We start from the raw sequence: 15,200 nt of genomic DNA, 5'->3' as shown, positions 1-15,200 counted from the left end.
TCGCGAAAGCGTAATTTTCCTTTTTTTTTATAAACTCTGATACACCGGCTACTCACGGGGGATTGCAGCTTGCAGCCGGTTGTATAGTCAGAATTAAAGGTTACGTACGGCAGCCTTAAACTGGCGACCCCTATCCTCATAGTTTTCAAATAAATCAAAGCTTGCACACGCTGGAGAAAGCAATACATTATCACCACGCTCTGCCACCTTGTAAGCTATCTTTACAGCCTCTGTCATAGATGGTGTTTCCACAATAATATCCACCATATTTTCAAAATGACTCATAATTTTTTGATTATCTACACCTAGACAGATAATTGCTTTTACCTTCTCATTAATAAGAGGATATAAGTCACGATAATCATTACCCTTATCTACTCCACCTACTATCCATACCGTAGGGTCGTTCATACTATCTAGCGCATAAAATGTAGCGTTTACATTAGTCGCCTTACTGTCATTTATATACTGCACGTTGTTAATCTTAAGCACCTGCTCTAACCTATGCTCCACCCCTTGAAAACCTTCTAAACTCTCACGTATCGTTGCCTTACGGATGTTTAATAAATTTGCTACCGTAGAGGCAGCCATTGCGTTTTTCTTGTTGTGTTGCCCTTTAAGAGCGAGATTGTTTGTGGTCATTGTAAAGGTGTTATTATCTATTTGTACTACTAGGTTATTGTCTTTTATAAAAGCGCCATTTTCAAATTCTTGTGTGAGTGAAAAGGGCAATAGTTTTGAGCGCACCGGGTGTTTATTAAGCCAGTTTACACTCACGGGATCATCTGCATCATAGATGAGATAATCTGTTTCTTTTTGGTTCAACGCTATTCTAAATTTTGATGCGATGTAATTTTCAAACTTATAATCGTATCTATCCAAGTGATCTGGTGTCACATTGAGCACCACCGCGATATGAGGTGCAAAATCTGCGATTCCGTCTAACTGGAAACTGCTTATTTCAAGCACATAGGTGTCAATCTCCTTTTGTGCCACCATCTTTGCATAGCTGTCTCCTATGTTTCCCGCAACACCTAGATTAATACCTGCTTGTTCTAAAATAAATCCAGTAAGCATCGTGGTTGTGGTTTTCCCATTGCTTCCGGTAATCCCCACAATTGTGGCATCTGTATATTGAGATGCAAATTCTATCTCAGATATTACAGAGATTCTTTTTTCTATCAGCTTTTGCACAATAGGTGCTTTATCTGGTATTCCAGGACTCTTCATCACTACATCTGCATTGAGAATAAGTGCTTCTGTATGCCCTTCTTCTTCCCAAGCAAAATCCTCAGCAATGAGTATCTCTTTGTAGTGATTCTTTATCTTTCCAAAATCAGATAAGAACACGTCATAGCCTTTGGCCTTGCCTAAAATGGCAGTGCCTACGCCAGACTCTCCAGCTCCTAATATGACTAATCGTTTCTTCATTTTTTTATACCCTCTAACTTTGACAGGTTTAGTGTTGACTTCGCTTTCGCGAAAGCGTGATTATCTAATTTTTAATGTTATGATAGAAAGTACCGCGAGCAATATCCCCACAATCCAAAAGCGAGAAACTATCTTACTCTCGTGTATGCCTTTCTTTTGATAATGATGGTGTAATGGTGACATCAAGAAGATGCGCTTACCTTCTCCAAATTTCTTTTTTGTGTATTTAAAATATCCAACTTGCATTACCACAGAGAGATTCTCCATTAAGAAAATCCCGCATAAAATAGGAATGAGCCATTCTTTTCTAGTAGCAATAGCAAGTACAGCTATAATACCACCTATAGTGAGACTACCAGTATCTCCCATAAACACTTGTGCTGGGTAAGCGTTATACCATAAGAAGCCAATGAGAGAACCCACAAAGGCTGCTATAAAAATGAGCATCTCTCCCGTACCTGGGATATACATCACATTGAGATAATCACTAAAGATGATGTTACCAGATATAAAAGCAAAAATCCCTAGCGTAAGCACAACAATCGCACTCGTACCCGCCGCTAGGCCATCTATACCATCTGTAAGGTTTGCTCCATTAGACACTGCAGTGATTATAAAAATCACGATAGGGATAAATATGATCCACGCATAGTCTTTCCAGTCTTCATTAATACTAGTGAGTATCGTGCTATAATCTATCTCGTTATACTTTACAAAAGGAATAGTAGTCTTGAGACTCTTATGAGCTACGTCAAACTTATCATTACCTCTAAGCGTAGTGATTTCTACCTGCTCTGTCCCTGCTGTTTGCTTGATTTCTTCACGTATGGTAATGTCACTATGAAAGAACATTGTTGCCCCTACAATGATACCCAGCCCTACCTGGCCAATAACTTTATACTTACCAGCTAGACCGTCTTTATTTTTTTGCATTTTCTTTTTATAGTCATCTAAGAAACCTATGATTCCCATCCACACAGTGGTTACTATCAAAAGAATGATATAGATATTTTGCAAGTCACCTAGAAGCAGCACAGGTATAAGCGTAGCACCTATAATTATGAGTCCTCCCATAGTAGGTGTTCCTGCTTTTTCTGCTTGTCCTTCTAGGCCTAGATCACGTATTTGCTCACCCATTTGCTTGCGTTGCAAAAACTTAATCACACGCTCTCCATATACCGTAGATAGTATTAATGAAAGCAACACAGCAAGCGCAGCTCTAAACGTACTGAACTGAAACAAGCCTGCACCTGGCAAGTTATAAGCTTCGTCTAACCATTGAAAAAGATGATACAGCATTACTTGTTAAGTTGTTTAAGAGTTTCTTGTACTATTTTATAATCATCAAAATCAAAACGCTCTCCATTTATCTCTTGATAGGTCTCGTGACCTTTACCTGCTATTAATATTATGTCCCCGGCATTTGCCAGTTGGCAAGCAGTTTTGATAGCTTGTTTTCTATCTGTAATAGACAGAATTCTTTTATAATGTATAGGCTCTACCCCTGCTTCTATTTGCTCAATAATAGCCTCTGGGTTTTCTGACCTAGGATTATCACTTGTGATAATGGCCTTTGTACTAAGTGCACTAGCGATGTTTCCCATTTTTGGTCGCTTTGTAGTATCACGATCACCTCCAGCTCCTACAACCGTAATAAGCTCTTCATTTTTAGTACGAATGTCATTTATGGTTTCTAGCACATTTTTAAGGGCATCTGGTGTATGCGCATAATCTACTATTGCAGTCACATTACCTTCAGAAATAAAATATTGAAAACGTCCAGATACACTCTCTAGCTCACTTAAAAGCTGTAATGCTTCCATTTGATCCAGTCCCAAAAGTTCTGCTGTTGCAAAAATGGCTAAGAGGTTATATGCGTTAAAAGAACCAATAAGCTTTACCCAAACTTCTTGATCTTGCACCTTGAGCAATAATCCCGATAATTGATTTTCTAGAATTTGCGCTCTATAATCTGCATATGATTTTAAAGCGTAGGTTACTTTTTTTGCTTTTGTATTCTGAACCATAACAGGTCCATTTTTATCATCGTTATTTACAAGCGCAAAAGCCGTTTTAGGCAACTCGTCAAAAAACTTTTTCTTAACATCTCTGTACTCTGCAAATGTCTCGTGGTAGTCCAGATGGTCGTGAGATAAATTTGTAAAAATCCCCCCCTCAAAATGTAAACCTTCTGTGCGCTTTTGGTGAATACCGTGAGAGCTCACCTCCATAAAACAATACTCAACCCCGGCAGCACTCATCTCTGCGAGATACTTATTAATAGTAAGACTATCTGGTGTAGTATGCGTTGCCTTATGCTCTGTTGCATCTACCATAATCTTCACAGTAGATAACAACCCAGTCTTATACCCAGCCTTCTTAAAAAGTTGATATAACAGGCTGGCGATAGTAGTCTTACCATTAGTACCAGTAATCCCGATAAGCTTCAGATTTGCAGATGGGTTTCCGTAGTAATTACTTGCTATTGTAGCGAGCGCACTAGAGGTGTCTGCTACTTTCACGTAAGTGATACCATTTACAATTTGCTGCGGCATCTCCTCACAAATAATAGCTAGTGCTCCTTGCGCCACCGCTTTTTCTATATAGTCGTGGCCGTCACTCTGGGTACCACGTATCGCCACAAACACATCATTAAGAGACGCTTTACGCGAGTCAAAATGCACATCTGTGATAGCAATAGCAGTATTACCCACTACAGACTCCAGGGTTACTCTATATAATATGTCTTTAAGTAAAATCACGATAATTGTAGCGTAATGGTTTTATTCTTTTCTATTTTATCACCAGCCTTAATAGACTGGCTCTTTACTTTTCCGCTTCCGCGAAAGTTTACTTTCAACCCTAAGTTTTCTAGCAATGCCACAGCATCCATACCTGGCATACCTTTTACATTTGGGATAGTCTTATGGCTCTTATTTACGTTTGCATAATACTTCTGAAAATCATTTGTAATGCTAGAAGCATTATCTGCCGGTAATGCTATCTCATCTATCACTGGAGTGTCTGAGTAGATTTTTTGAGCAATTTCTTTAAAAACTGGAGCTGCAACGACGTTACCATAAAACCCTATAGATTTTTTAGGCTTATTAACTACCACAATGCACGAGTACTTAGGCTCATCTGCAGGAAAGTACCCTGCAAAAGAGGATATGTACCTGCCCGCTTCTATCCAGTATTCTGTTTGACAAGTACCCGTCTTTCCAGCCATAGAGAATTCCTTGCTATAAATATTTCTTGCTGTACCACGCTCTACTGTTTTCTTCATCATCTCCTTAACAACATTAATTGTTTCTTGAGATGCGATGCGTGAGTTTATCACCTCTTTATCAAAAGTCTCTATAGTTTGATCCCACTCCTTTACCTCTTTTATAAAACGAGGTTTTACCATCTCACCATCATTTGCAATGGCGTTATAAAATGTGAGTGTTTGTAATGGAGTAAGCTCTACACCATAACCAAAGGCCATCCAAGGCAAGGTAGTTCCATACCAGTTTTTATCTCCTGGGTACGGAAAATTAGGTTTTCCTTCTCCTTTTATCTCTAGACCTAACTGATCGTTGAGACCCATATTAAAAAGTCGTTTTACAAACTTTTCTGGATCTGAGGCATAGTTATCGTTTATCATTTTCGCGAAAGCGGTATTACTACTCAACTCAAACGCTTTTGCCGCAGTGATTTTACCATAACCACCACGCTTAGAATCTATAGCCGTACGGTCATAAAATTTTACTCGTCCATTTTCTGTATCAAACACTGTACTTGAGTCAATCACCTTGTCTTCTAGTGCAGCCACCATAGACATCAACTTAAAAGTAGACCCAGGCTCGTGTGCCTCTCCTACCGCATAATTGAGACGCTCGTAATATTTTCCTTCTTTAGTACGACCTAAATTTGAGATTGCTTTAATCTCGCCAGTCTTAGTTTCCATAACAACCACACAACCGTGATCTGCCTGGTATTTTTCGAGACTCGTAAGCAAGGCGTTGTGTGCAACATCTTGAATATTTACATCTATGGTAGATATTACATCATACCCATCGCGAGGCTCCACTACATTACCTATCCCTAAAGGTTTCCACTCGCCTTTTGCAATCTTTTGCTTAAGACGGCGTCCTTCTTTACCTCTTAGATAATAACCATATGCTCCTTCTAGACCTACGCGAGTATAATACCCACTATCATCTTGACGCTCGTATCCTACTGTGCGCTCTGCCATTTTCTCTAATGGATGCTCACGCTCTGTATGCTCTTCTACAATGATCCCTCCTCTAAACTGGCCTTTATTAAACAATGGCAACGACTTGATTTTTACATAATCTGCATAACCTAGTTTACGAGCTATAAATAAGTAGCGATTTTTTGTACTACGTGCTTTGCGCAGTCTATTCTCATAATATGATTGAGGCTTACCGAGCACTTCAGAAAGACCCTTAGAAAGTTCTACTATATTTTCATTAAAGTTATCCTTAGACGGTGCTATAGCATCCCAGCGTATATCATACTTAATTTGAGACGTAGCAAGTAGACTACCATCCTCTGCATAAAGATTACCACGCGTGGCTGGTATGGTAACCATCTTCTCGGTACTAGTAACAGCAAGCTCTCGATATGCCGCACCTTGAAAAACCTGTATCGCTACAAGTTTATATGCAATAATAAGCGCTAGAAGAAACATACATCCAGCGACGAAATAAAGGCGGTTTAATATGTTTTTTTCTGATGTAGCCACTCTTAATCTCTTTCTGCTGTTTTTACTTTAATTTTTTTTGGAGGAATATTTGAAGGCTTAACTCCTCTTGCCTCAAGCGCCTTTGCGACACTACTACTTGTTTTTAATTTCCAAAGATTTACTCTAGAATCCACAGACTCACTACGCAACTCTGCAACCTCATCTTTAAGATCTGCTATCTCGTGAACCTTCTCATCTGCCCTATGCGAACTAGCAATCATAATGAGCGCCAGTGCCGAGAGAAAAATGATCATTCTCCAGTTTTTAAAAGCATCTTCGTCTACTAGAAACTTACCCTTGAGTATGTTATTTACTTTACCCATAAACGCACTACACTTTTGCAGCTATTCTAAGCTTTGCACTACGAGCTCTATTATTACTCTTTATTTCTTCTTTGCTAGGCACAATTAATCGCCCTACTTTTTTAAACGGAACGTCAAAATTCCCGTACATATCTTTTTCTGGCTCTCCTTCAAAAAGACCATTGCGTATGTAACGCTTTACCAGTCTATCTTCAAGAGAGTGATAACTTATAAGACTTATTCTCCCACCCGGCTCAAGCAGCTGCTCTGTCTGAAGCAAAAACTCCTTAAGAACCTCTATCTCTTGATTTACCTCTATGCGTATTGCTTGATAAATCTGTGCGAGTATTTTATGCTCTCTATGTTTTGGTAAAAAGGCCGCAAGTACTTTTTTAAGTTGCTCGCTTGTTTTTATAGGCGCATTACTTCTTGCCGCAACAATTGCACTAGCAAGCTTAGGCGCATTACGCAACTCACCATACTGCCAGAACACTTGCCTTAGGTCCTCCTCTGCATAATCATTTACCACGTTATAAGCAGAGAGATCATCCTTCTGATTCATACGCATATCAAGATCACTTTCAAAACGCGTAGAAAAACCTCGTTCTGCAACATCAAACTGATGTGAACTCACACCAAAATCTCCCAGAATACCATCTACCTTTTTATGACCGTGAAAACGCAAGAAGCGCTTTATGAACCTAAAGTTTTCTGGTATAAGCACAAATCTGCTATCATCTGGCACATTTTGCGCTGCATCTGGATCTTGATCAAAACCATATAACTTACCATTCTCACCTAGCCTGCTCAAAATCTCCCTAGAGTGACCTCCACCGCCAAATGTGACATCTACATAAACACCATCTGGCTTTATGTCAAGACCATCTACGGTCTCATTTAATAAAACTGGGTTATGATAATCCATCTGGTATATCGCTATCTCCCATTACCTCCTCGGCTAGATCTGCAAAGTCTACTGCCGCCTCGTCAATGGCTTTTTCATATAAATCTTTATCCCAAATCTCAAGAATATTAAACGCGGCATTTACCACGATAGACTTCTCAAGCTTTGCAAAACTTCCCAAATCCTTAGACACAAGAATTCTCCCAGTACCATCTACCTCGACAGGCTTTACACCTGCATTAAAACGACGTATAAACTCATCGTTCTTTTTATTAAAACGATTAAGCTTATTCACCTTTGCACTCAGCACATTCCACTCTGCAATAGGGTACAACTCAAGACACTTTTGAAACACAGCACGCTTAAGCACAAAGCCATCCTGAAGGATAGGTGCTAGCTGCTTTTTAAACGCTTGAGGCAGCATAAGGCGGCCCTTGGCGTCTATTTTACATTCGTATGTTCCTATGAGATTAAGCACTCGAAATGGGTTAGTTTTTATCTATTAACTCAAATATAGCGCAAATATTACCACTTTTTACCACTTTCTACCACTTTGTTGATAAGTTGTACCACCGCCCTACACTTGTTAACAATGGTTGATTACTTTAAAATGAATTCATACAGATAAAAAAATCTTAAGATAATGAGAGTCCGCTTTCGCGAAAGCGCACCAAAAACCCTCATAATGAATATGATATAACCTCATATAAAAGCAATAAAGCAAACTCAAAAAATGGTTACTAATCAAAACCGAAATAGCTATATTTGCTTTGATTGAAGACTAACCACATTTATGACACACGACTTAATTACTGAAGGAGATTTTACCTATTTAGAGAAAGGCGAAGGCACACCGATTATTATCTTACACGGATTAATGGGCGGCTTGAGCAACTTTGATGCGGTGACTTCTCATTTTTCAGAAAATGGGTATAAAGTGGTAATACCAGAATTACCTGTATATACAATGCCGCTTCTTAAAACGGGCGTAAAGTCTTTTGCTTCATACCTTAATGATTTTATAAAGATGAAAGGGTATAAAGAAGTAATTCTCTTAGGTAACTCTATGGGTGGTCACGTGGGTCTTTATCATACAAAGATGGCTCCAGATACAGTAAAAGCGCTGGTAATTACTGGAAGCTCTGGACTTTATGAAAGCGCAATGGGAGAAAGCTACCCTAAGCGTGGTGATTATGAGTACATTAAACAGAAGGCTCAGGGTGTTTTTTATAACCCAGAGTGTGCTACAAAAGAGATTGTAGATGAAGTTTATGACACTGTAAATGATCGTAACAAATTACTTAAAACACTTGCGATTGCAAAAAGTGCTATACGTCACAATATGGCACAAGACTTACCAGAAATGAACACTCCTACGTGTATTATCTGGGGAAAGCAAGATGGTGTAACACCACCAGAAGTTGCAGAGGATTTTAATAAACTCCTTCCAGACTCAGATCTTTTTTGGATAGATGAGTGTGGTCACGCAGCAATGATGGAAAAGCCTAACGAGTTTAACGACATACTACTTAAGTGGCTCAAAGAAAGAGGCTTTTAATAACCTACCCTACAGCCTAAACAGTTTAAATTTATACTCTCAGCTATTTGCAATTATCTCTACACGGTAATCGCTTTGCACTTTATTGTATTGTAATTCTTTAATGAGGGATTACATTGTTACTTTTGCATTATGAAAATAAAGTCTGCCACATTTGTAGTAAGTAATTCTGAGGTATCAAAATGCCCTAACACGCGCATACCAGAATATGCCTTTATAGGCCGCTCTAATGTAGGTAAGTCTTCACTTATAAATATGCTTACTAACCGTAAGAGTCTTGCCAAAACTTCTGGAAGACCTGGTAAAACCCAGCTTATTAATCACTTTTTAATAAACGAAAACTGGCACCTAGTAGATTTACCTGGTTATGGTTATGCTCGCGTATCAAAAAAGGATAAAAAGTATTTTCAAAAATTTATTACAGACTATTTTGAGCAACGCGAGCAAATGATCTCTGCATTTGTGCTGGTAGATTGCCGCCACGAGCCTCAAAAAATAGATATGGAGTTTATGGAGTATATGGGTGAGAAGGAAATCCCTTTTTCAATCATATTTACTAAGGCAGATAAGCTGCGACCACAAGTACTAGAGCGCAATATAGAAGAATATAAACGTATTATGCTTGAGGGTGTATGGTGGGAGTTTCCTAACTACTTTGTAAGCAGTTCAACTAACGGTAGAGGTCAGGACGATATCTTAAACTATATAGAGGAGATTAACAGTAATCTTAAAAATTAAAAAGACGCAACACTTCTTGCACTTCTTCTATTAAAGCTTCGGGCGTTTTCAACTCAGTAAGTCGCTCTTTTGAGATAGCTACCTCCAGACCGCTATCTGTAGCAGCTAGCACCACAGGAAAATCATATTGCGGTAACCACTTAGACTTGTAACGCTTTAAGAACTCATCTTTATGCAAAAACTGCATTGGGGTTTTTACGCTTTCGCGAAAGCGTAACCACTCTTTTTTTTCTGTAAAAGCTCCGTGGGTAAGATCACAAAGCTCACACTGGTAAGTTTCTGGACTCACCAGCTTATGAGCCGTATCTAAAAGACCATTTAAGGTGCCAGAGTTTGCATTATACACAAATAGCAAACCCATCATTTTTACTTCTCCTTTAAGTTAAGGTGCTCTGCAAAGTAATCTGTAAAGTCTTTCATCGTATCTGCCATTTTCTCATCATTTGTAGCACGTTTAAAAGAGTCTGTCATCCCGACAAGCACTTGATGAAAAAACTGCTGCATCTCATCTACTGGCATATCCTTGGTCCATAAATCTATACGTACAGTTTCTTTCTGGTTAGGATCCCACAGAGAGAGTAGCATCGCTTTTGCCTCCTCATTTGCCACTCCTCCATCACGAGCTGTCCACGCCATTTTTTCTGGCACACGATTTTCATCAAGCTCAATAGAAATTTTTATATCAGATTTTATGTTTTTTGCCATTACTTAGGGTTTATATTTTGCGTTTGCAAAGATAGTAGTTGCATCTTGATTCAATAGCGCTTTAAGCGATATATCATTTTTAGACATATATGATGCAACAATCTCATAACCTATAAATCTCCCTATACGCCCAGGCGTTTCATTATCAAAGGATAGATAAAACTTTGAGAAAGGAGCGGGATCTATAAAACGACTAAGCAATTTTTTATCTGTGTCATATAGCAGTTCGTTTTTAATAAAGAACTCCCAGATATTCACCTGGTTTTCTTGTGCAAAAGTGAGCTCACTTTCTGTATATCCAAACACCTCTTGGAGCGGGGTTTCTCCTAATAAGGTTTTCATTAAATACAGTTTCTTACCCTCATAAATCATTTCTGAAAGAAAATCTTGGGTGCGAGGCTTACTTACTTTTTGATTTGCAAATGCTGCGGCAACATCTACCGCTATTTGCTCTTTCCTGAAGTTTTTACTTTGAAATTTAGGAATACCTATATAAAAATGGTGGTCTGTCCCTAGGTAAGTGTCTAGACCTATAAGTAAAAGACTATCTGCCAGAACAACTTTATTTCTATAATCAACCTCAGAAGCTAGCGTTACTACCTTAGGCACAGTAGTCTCTGGAAAGTAATAAACTATATAACGAAATAGATTTTCTAACTGCTCCTCTTCTTGACTAAAATCTGGATATACCTTTGCCAGCTCTTCATTAATTTCAATCTGGATGGTATCTTTAAAGCGCTGCGCCCAGTACTCATCTGGATACTTTTTTGAAAACAAATAAGGAAACTCCCCTTTTAAATTATCTAGCTCATTTATTGTAGACTTTGCAAACAACTGGTCAAAGCGTCGCACCTCCATATCTAACTCAATAGCATCTATAGCGGCCTCTTCTTTTGAAATTTCAGCGCAGCCGGTCACTAGACCTAGCATTACTAAAAGCACAAGCATTTTATTCATAGAGTTTGTATCTTTATAATTCATAACGCAGGTAATACAAAAAGTTGTATTGTATAGCGTTTACAAAGGTAAAAGTACCAATTTTATACACTCTAAAATAATCACAAATGCAAACCGAAAAAGTAGTAGATCACATCGTAAACTGGTTAAAAGAATATGCAACTAATGCGAGAATGAACGGCTTTGTGGTAGGTATAAGTGGTGGTATAGATAGTGCACTTACCTCAACATTATGTGCAAAAACCGGACTAAGAGTACTTTGTGTAGAGATGCCTATACATCAAGATGAGCGTCAAGTAACACGTGCAAAAGAACACATTAAACAACTTAAGGAACGATTTGCAAACGTCACAGACGTGGAGGTTAACCTTACTGACACCTTTGAGCAAATGAAAAAGGCTGTGCCTGAGGTAGAGATGAGCGAGCAGCTTAATCTAAGCCTAGCAAATACGAGAGCTAGATTGCGTATGAGTACTTTGTATTACTTTGCAGGGTTACACAAATACCTTGTAGCTGGCACAGGTAACAAAGTAGAAGACTTTGGCGTAGGTTTTTATACTAAGTATGGTGATGGAGGTGTAGACTTGAGCCCTATTGCAGATTTAATGAAATCTGAAGTGTATGCGTGTGCTGCACAAGTAGGTGTGCCAGAGAGTATACAAAAAGCCGCTCCTACAGATGGACTATGGGGAGATGACCGTACAGATGAAGACCAGATAGGCGCATCTTATGACCAACTAGAATGGGCAATGGAACAAGATGAAAATGGCGAAAAATCTGACAACTGGACAGATGAGCAACATAGAGTGTACACCTTATACAAAAAATTAAATACGGCAAATCTTCATAAAATGAACCCGATACCGGTGTGTGAAATACCCGTTAGTCTTAAATAAAGGGTGTTTTAGCGAATTTTTTAACAAAAACGTTAATAACTTTATCAATATAGCTTACATTAGTGCAGCAAACAAACAAGTAAACCCCTCAATTTCTTGTTTCATTATTTGTTAAACAATAACTAATGAACAAAGTACTAATAGCAGATCATCACCCGATCACACGAAAGGGTATTTCCTCTATTTTGCAAGCCGAAGGTCATTATGACATCATAGGCTATGTAAAAGATGGAAATAACCTCCTGAACACCTTGACTACAACCGAGGTGGATATTCTGATTCTCGAAATCGATATCCCTAATCTAAACAGTATTACTGCCCTAAAAGCTATAAAAAGAGAGTTTCCCCATATTAAGATACTCGTTTTAAGCTGTCATCCCGAGGAGATGTACGCTTTAAGCGCTATCAAATATGGAGCCTCTGGATATGTTGCAAAAACAGCAGATATACAACGCGTACTAAACGCCGTAAACCAAGTTCAAAAAGGTGGCATATACCTTAATGAGGCTCTCAGTGAGCGACTTGTAAATGACGGTAACGCTACGCAAGGGTTAGCATATAAGTATAAAAAACTCTCAAGTAGAGAGATAGAAGTTCTCAACCTCTTATCTAATGGTAAGCGCAACAAAGAAATTGCTGCAGACTTAGATATTAACGAGAAAACTGTAAGTACTTATAAGATGCGATTACTCAAAAAACTAGAAGCACAAAATGTGGCAGAGCTCATAAAGCACGCACGTTTATTGCAGAGTAGTCATATCTAGACCGACAGCACTCGGCCCAGTTTATTACCTAGCAAGGTATTGAGCGATTGGTAATCAAGAATGTCTTTAATAATCTCCTGATTATTAGAGCTTCCTTGTGTCTTATCCATAAGCTCTTTTATCTTCTGGGTGATAAGGTATTTACGTAAACTAAGCACAGTTTCTGATACAAACTGAGCTATTGATGTATCTTTTTTACGCACATACACCTCTCTTGTATCCCAGCGGTGTAGCTCATACTTCTCATCATTAAGAATGATGTTAGAAATCTCGCTTGCTTCTTCTGGAGCGAGCTCATTGATGAAGTTTTGAATTTGAAAATTATCATTTAGATTCATTTGCTCCACTATTCTCACATACAAAACCTTAAAAAGGTCGTTTGTAAACTCCACCTCATCATCTTGAAGGTCTAAATAGATTTTTTCAAACACTCTAATTTTATGAGTCACAGGCTCTAGGCCTAGTGAGCCATCTTCATTTTCTTTAAGAACCAGATCTTCAAAATCTTCTTCCACCTGCCCGTATAGGAGTAGTGACTCTATAAGCTTGCGCTCAAGCTCATATAACACATTAACTTTCTCGACAGCATTAGGCATCTCGTCTGGCACCACAGACATATATTCTGGTGGTGGTGATTGAGATTGATTACCTCTATTTTGTTTTACAGCCTCCTTTTTATCTTTCTTGAGTATTTGAGCAAGTGTATTATACAACACAGTCTCAGAGACCTCCATTATGCGCGCACACTCTTGCACATAAATTTCTTGCTTTATGGCGTCAGGTATTTTAGAAATACTCTCTACCATATCACGCACAGTATCTGCTTTTTTTACAGGATCACCAGCCGCTTCTTCTACAAGCAGGTTTGCTTTGTACTGTATAAAGTCTTTTGCATTTTCATCAAAAAAAGCAACGATTTCTTCTTTACTATGCTTTCGCGAAAATGAGTCTGGATCTTCCCCCTCAGGAAAAGAGCAAACCCTCACGTTCATTCCCTGCTCGAGAATTAAATCAATCCCTCGTAGTGCAGCGCGCTGTCCAGCAGCATCACCATCAAAAAGAACCGTTATATTTTTAGTAAGTCTATTTATTAATCGTATTTGCTCTGGAGTAAGTGCCGTTCCAGAAGATGAAACTACATTCTCAATACCAGACTGAAACATCTGTATCACATCTGTATACCCTTCTACTAGGTAACAGTTATCCTCCTTTGCAATAGCTTGCTTTGCATAGTAAATACCATACAGCACTTTACTCTTATGGTAAATGTCACTCTCTGGCGAGTTGAGATACTTTGCTGCTTTCTTACTACTATCTAATATTCTACCTCCAAAACCTAGTACACGACCACTCATAGAGTGTATAGGAAACATCACACGCCCTTTAAAACGGTCAAATTGCTTCTCCTCCTTAACTATAGAGAGTCCGGTTTTTTCTAAGTAATCTAGTTTGTAACCTTGACGTATTGCCTCACTCGTAAAAGCATCCCATTGATCTGGATTATACCCTAGCTGAAATTTTTCAATAGTCGCTGCAGTAAATCCGCGTTCTTTAAAATATGAAAGACCTATAGCCTTACCCTGCTCAGAGTTAAGCATCGTTTTATGGAAGTAATCACGAGCATACTCACTCACGAGATACATACTCTCACGCTCATTTGCAGCTTCCTTTTGCTCGTCTGTGCGCTCTGTTTCTTCTACCTCAATGTTATACTTTTTGGCTAGGTATTTTATCGCTTCTGGATAGCTAAAATGCTCGTGTTCCATCAAAAATGAAACCGCCGAGCCTCCTTTACCAGTAGAAAAATCTTTCCAAATTTGCTTTACAGGACTCACCATAAAACTAGGCGTACGCTCATCAGAAAATGGAGAGAGGCCTTTAAAATTAGATCCAGATTTTTTAAGATTTACAAAATCACCTATCACCTCCTCTACACGGGCGGTTTCAAAAACTTTGTCTATGGTTTCTTTTGATATCAAATCTAGATTGGCGTGATTATGTTACAATAACTTTTGGTAGCCTGCAAAAGTACTTCAAATTACAACAGTTTTCAATATAATACACAAGAGCGTTTCTATAAAATAGAATCACATATAAATAGAAATAGCCCAGACATTTTGCATAACTGAGCTATCTTCTTTCTTAATTCCGCTTTCGCGAAAGCGTAATGAAACACTTTTACAAAAACGGAATAC

At 38.6% G+C, this 15,200-nt stretch carries 15 protein-coding genes; 4 read left to right on the top strand and 11 right to left on the bottom strand.

Annotated features, from left to right (window positions below; translation table 11 throughout):
• Positions 1-93 precede the first annotated feature (93 nt).
• From murD to mraZ, 7 genes are read right to left on the bottom strand one after another with little or no spacing between them, the layout of a single operon-like run.
• Positions 94-1,431 (bottom strand): UDP-N-acetylmuramoyl-L-alanine--D-glutamate ligase, encoded by a 1,338-nt coding sequence (gene murD, locus Q0948_RS10185; RefSeq protein ID WP_298351902.1) that lies wholly within the window; start codon positions 1,429-1,431, stop codon positions 94-96.
• A 60-nt stretch (positions 1,432-1,491) separates the two neighbouring features.
• The gene (gene mraY, locus Q0948_RS10180; protein ID WP_298351899.1) at positions 1,492-2,730 is read right to left on the bottom strand and encodes a phospho-N-acetylmuramoyl-pentapeptide-transferase; all 1,239 of its coding nucleotides are present in this window, start codon (positions 2,728-2,730) and stop codon (positions 1,492-1,494) included.
• A complete protein-coding gene (locus tag Q0948_RS10175) occupies positions 2,730-4,193 on the bottom strand; it encodes a UDP-N-acetylmuramoyl-L-alanyl-D-glutamate--2,6-diaminopimelate ligase (RefSeq protein ID WP_298351896.1) in 1,464 nt (487 codons plus the stop codon). Before Q0948_RS10175 ends, mraY begins: the two co-directional genes overlap by 1 nt.
• Positions 4,190-6,181: a penicillin-binding protein gene (locus tag Q0948_RS10170; protein WP_298351893.1), complete on the bottom strand. Its 1,992-nt coding sequence runs from the start codon at positions 6,179-6,181 to the stop codon at positions 4,190-4,192. The genes Q0948_RS10175 and Q0948_RS10170 overlap by 4 nt, the downstream gene beginning before the upstream one ends.
• A gap of 2 nt (positions 6,182-6,183) precedes the next feature.
• Positions 6,184-6,504, bottom strand: coding sequence for an FtsL-like putative cell division protein (locus Q0948_RS10165; RefSeq protein ID WP_035327633.1), 321 nt, complete (start codon positions 6,502-6,504; stop codon positions 6,184-6,186).
• 7 nt (positions 6,505-6,511) lie between these two features.
• A complete protein-coding gene (gene rsmH, locus Q0948_RS10160; protein WP_298351886.1) occupies positions 6,512-7,408 on the bottom strand; it encodes a 16S rRNA (cytosine(1402)-N(4))-methyltransferase RsmH in 897 nt (298 codons plus the stop codon).
• On the bottom strand, positions 7,395-7,865 hold the full coding sequence (gene mraZ / locus Q0948_RS10155; RefSeq protein WP_298351884.1) for a division/cell wall cluster transcriptional repressor MraZ: 471 nt from the start codon (positions 7,863-7,865) through the stop codon (positions 7,395-7,397). Before mraZ ends, rsmH begins: the two co-directional genes overlap by 14 nt.
• Before the next feature lie 315 nt (positions 7,866-8,180).
• Here mraZ and Q0948_RS10150 point away from each other — a divergent pair, with 315 nt between their 5' ends.
• Both Q0948_RS10150 and yihA read left to right on the top strand, forming a co-directional pair.
• Positions 8,181-8,945 carry an alpha/beta hydrolase gene (locus tag Q0948_RS10150; protein ID WP_298351881.1) on the top strand — a complete coding sequence of 255 codons (765 nt, stop codon included), beginning with the start codon at positions 8,181-8,183 and terminating at the stop codon, positions 8,943-8,945.
• Positions 8,946-9,077: 132 nt separating this feature from the next.
• Positions 9,078-9,683 carry a ribosome biogenesis GTP-binding protein YihA/YsxC gene (gene yihA, locus Q0948_RS10145; protein WP_298351878.1) on the top strand — a complete coding sequence of 202 codons (606 nt, stop codon included), beginning with the start codon at positions 9,078-9,080 and terminating at the stop codon, positions 9,681-9,683.
• Here yihA and Q0948_RS10140 read toward each other — a convergent pair.
• Genes Q0948_RS10140 through gldB form a run of 3 tightly spaced genes read right to left on the bottom strand, consistent with a single transcriptional unit; the run spans position 9,673 to position 11,369 of the window.
• Positions 9,673-10,044 carry a GTPase gene (locus Q0948_RS10140; RefSeq protein WP_298351876.1) on the bottom strand — a complete coding sequence of 124 codons (372 nt, stop codon included), beginning with the start codon at positions 10,042-10,044 and terminating at the stop codon, positions 9,673-9,675. The genes yihA and Q0948_RS10140 overlap by 11 nt on opposite strands.
• A gap of 5 nt (positions 10,045-10,049) precedes the next feature.
• Entirely contained in the window at positions 10,050-10,388 is a 339-nt protein-coding gene (gldC, locus tag Q0948_RS10135; RefSeq protein WP_035327624.1) for a gliding motility protein GldC, read from the bottom strand.
• A gap of 3 nt (positions 10,389-10,391) precedes the next feature.
• Complete coding sequence (gene gldB, locus Q0948_RS10130) at positions 10,392-11,369, bottom strand: gliding motility lipoprotein GldB (RefSeq protein WP_298351869.1); 978 nt, start codon at positions 11,367-11,369, stop codon at positions 10,392-10,394.
• A gap of 83 nt (positions 11,370-11,452) precedes the next feature.
• Here gldB and nadE point away from each other — a divergent pair, with 83 nt between their 5' ends.
• Complete coding sequence (gene nadE, locus Q0948_RS10125; RefSeq protein ID WP_298351865.1) at positions 11,453-12,241, top strand: NAD(+) synthase; 789 nt, start codon at positions 11,453-11,455, stop codon at positions 12,239-12,241.
• 125 nt (positions 12,242-12,366) lie between these two features.
• Positions 12,367-13,005, top strand: a complete 639-nt coding sequence (locus Q0948_RS10120; protein WP_298351862.1) for a response regulator transcription factor — start codon at positions 12,367-12,369, stop codon at positions 13,003-13,005.
• Here the strand turns inward: Q0948_RS10120 and dnaG are convergent.
• Positions 13,002-14,984, bottom strand: coding sequence for a DNA primase (gene dnaG / locus Q0948_RS10115; protein WP_298351859.1), 1,983 nt, complete (start codon positions 14,982-14,984; stop codon positions 13,002-13,004). The two genes, Q0948_RS10120 and dnaG, sit on opposite strands and share 4 nt — an antisense overlap.
• Positions 14,985-15,200: the final 216 nt, after the last annotated feature.

The sequence above is a fragment of the uncultured Dokdonia sp. genome (assembly GCF_947496725.1).
In the GTDB taxonomy this organism is placed as follows: Bacteria; Bacteroidota; Bacteroidia; order Flavobacteriales; family Flavobacteriaceae; genus Dokdonia.
This window is presented reverse-complemented; position numbering and strand designations above follow the sequence as displayed.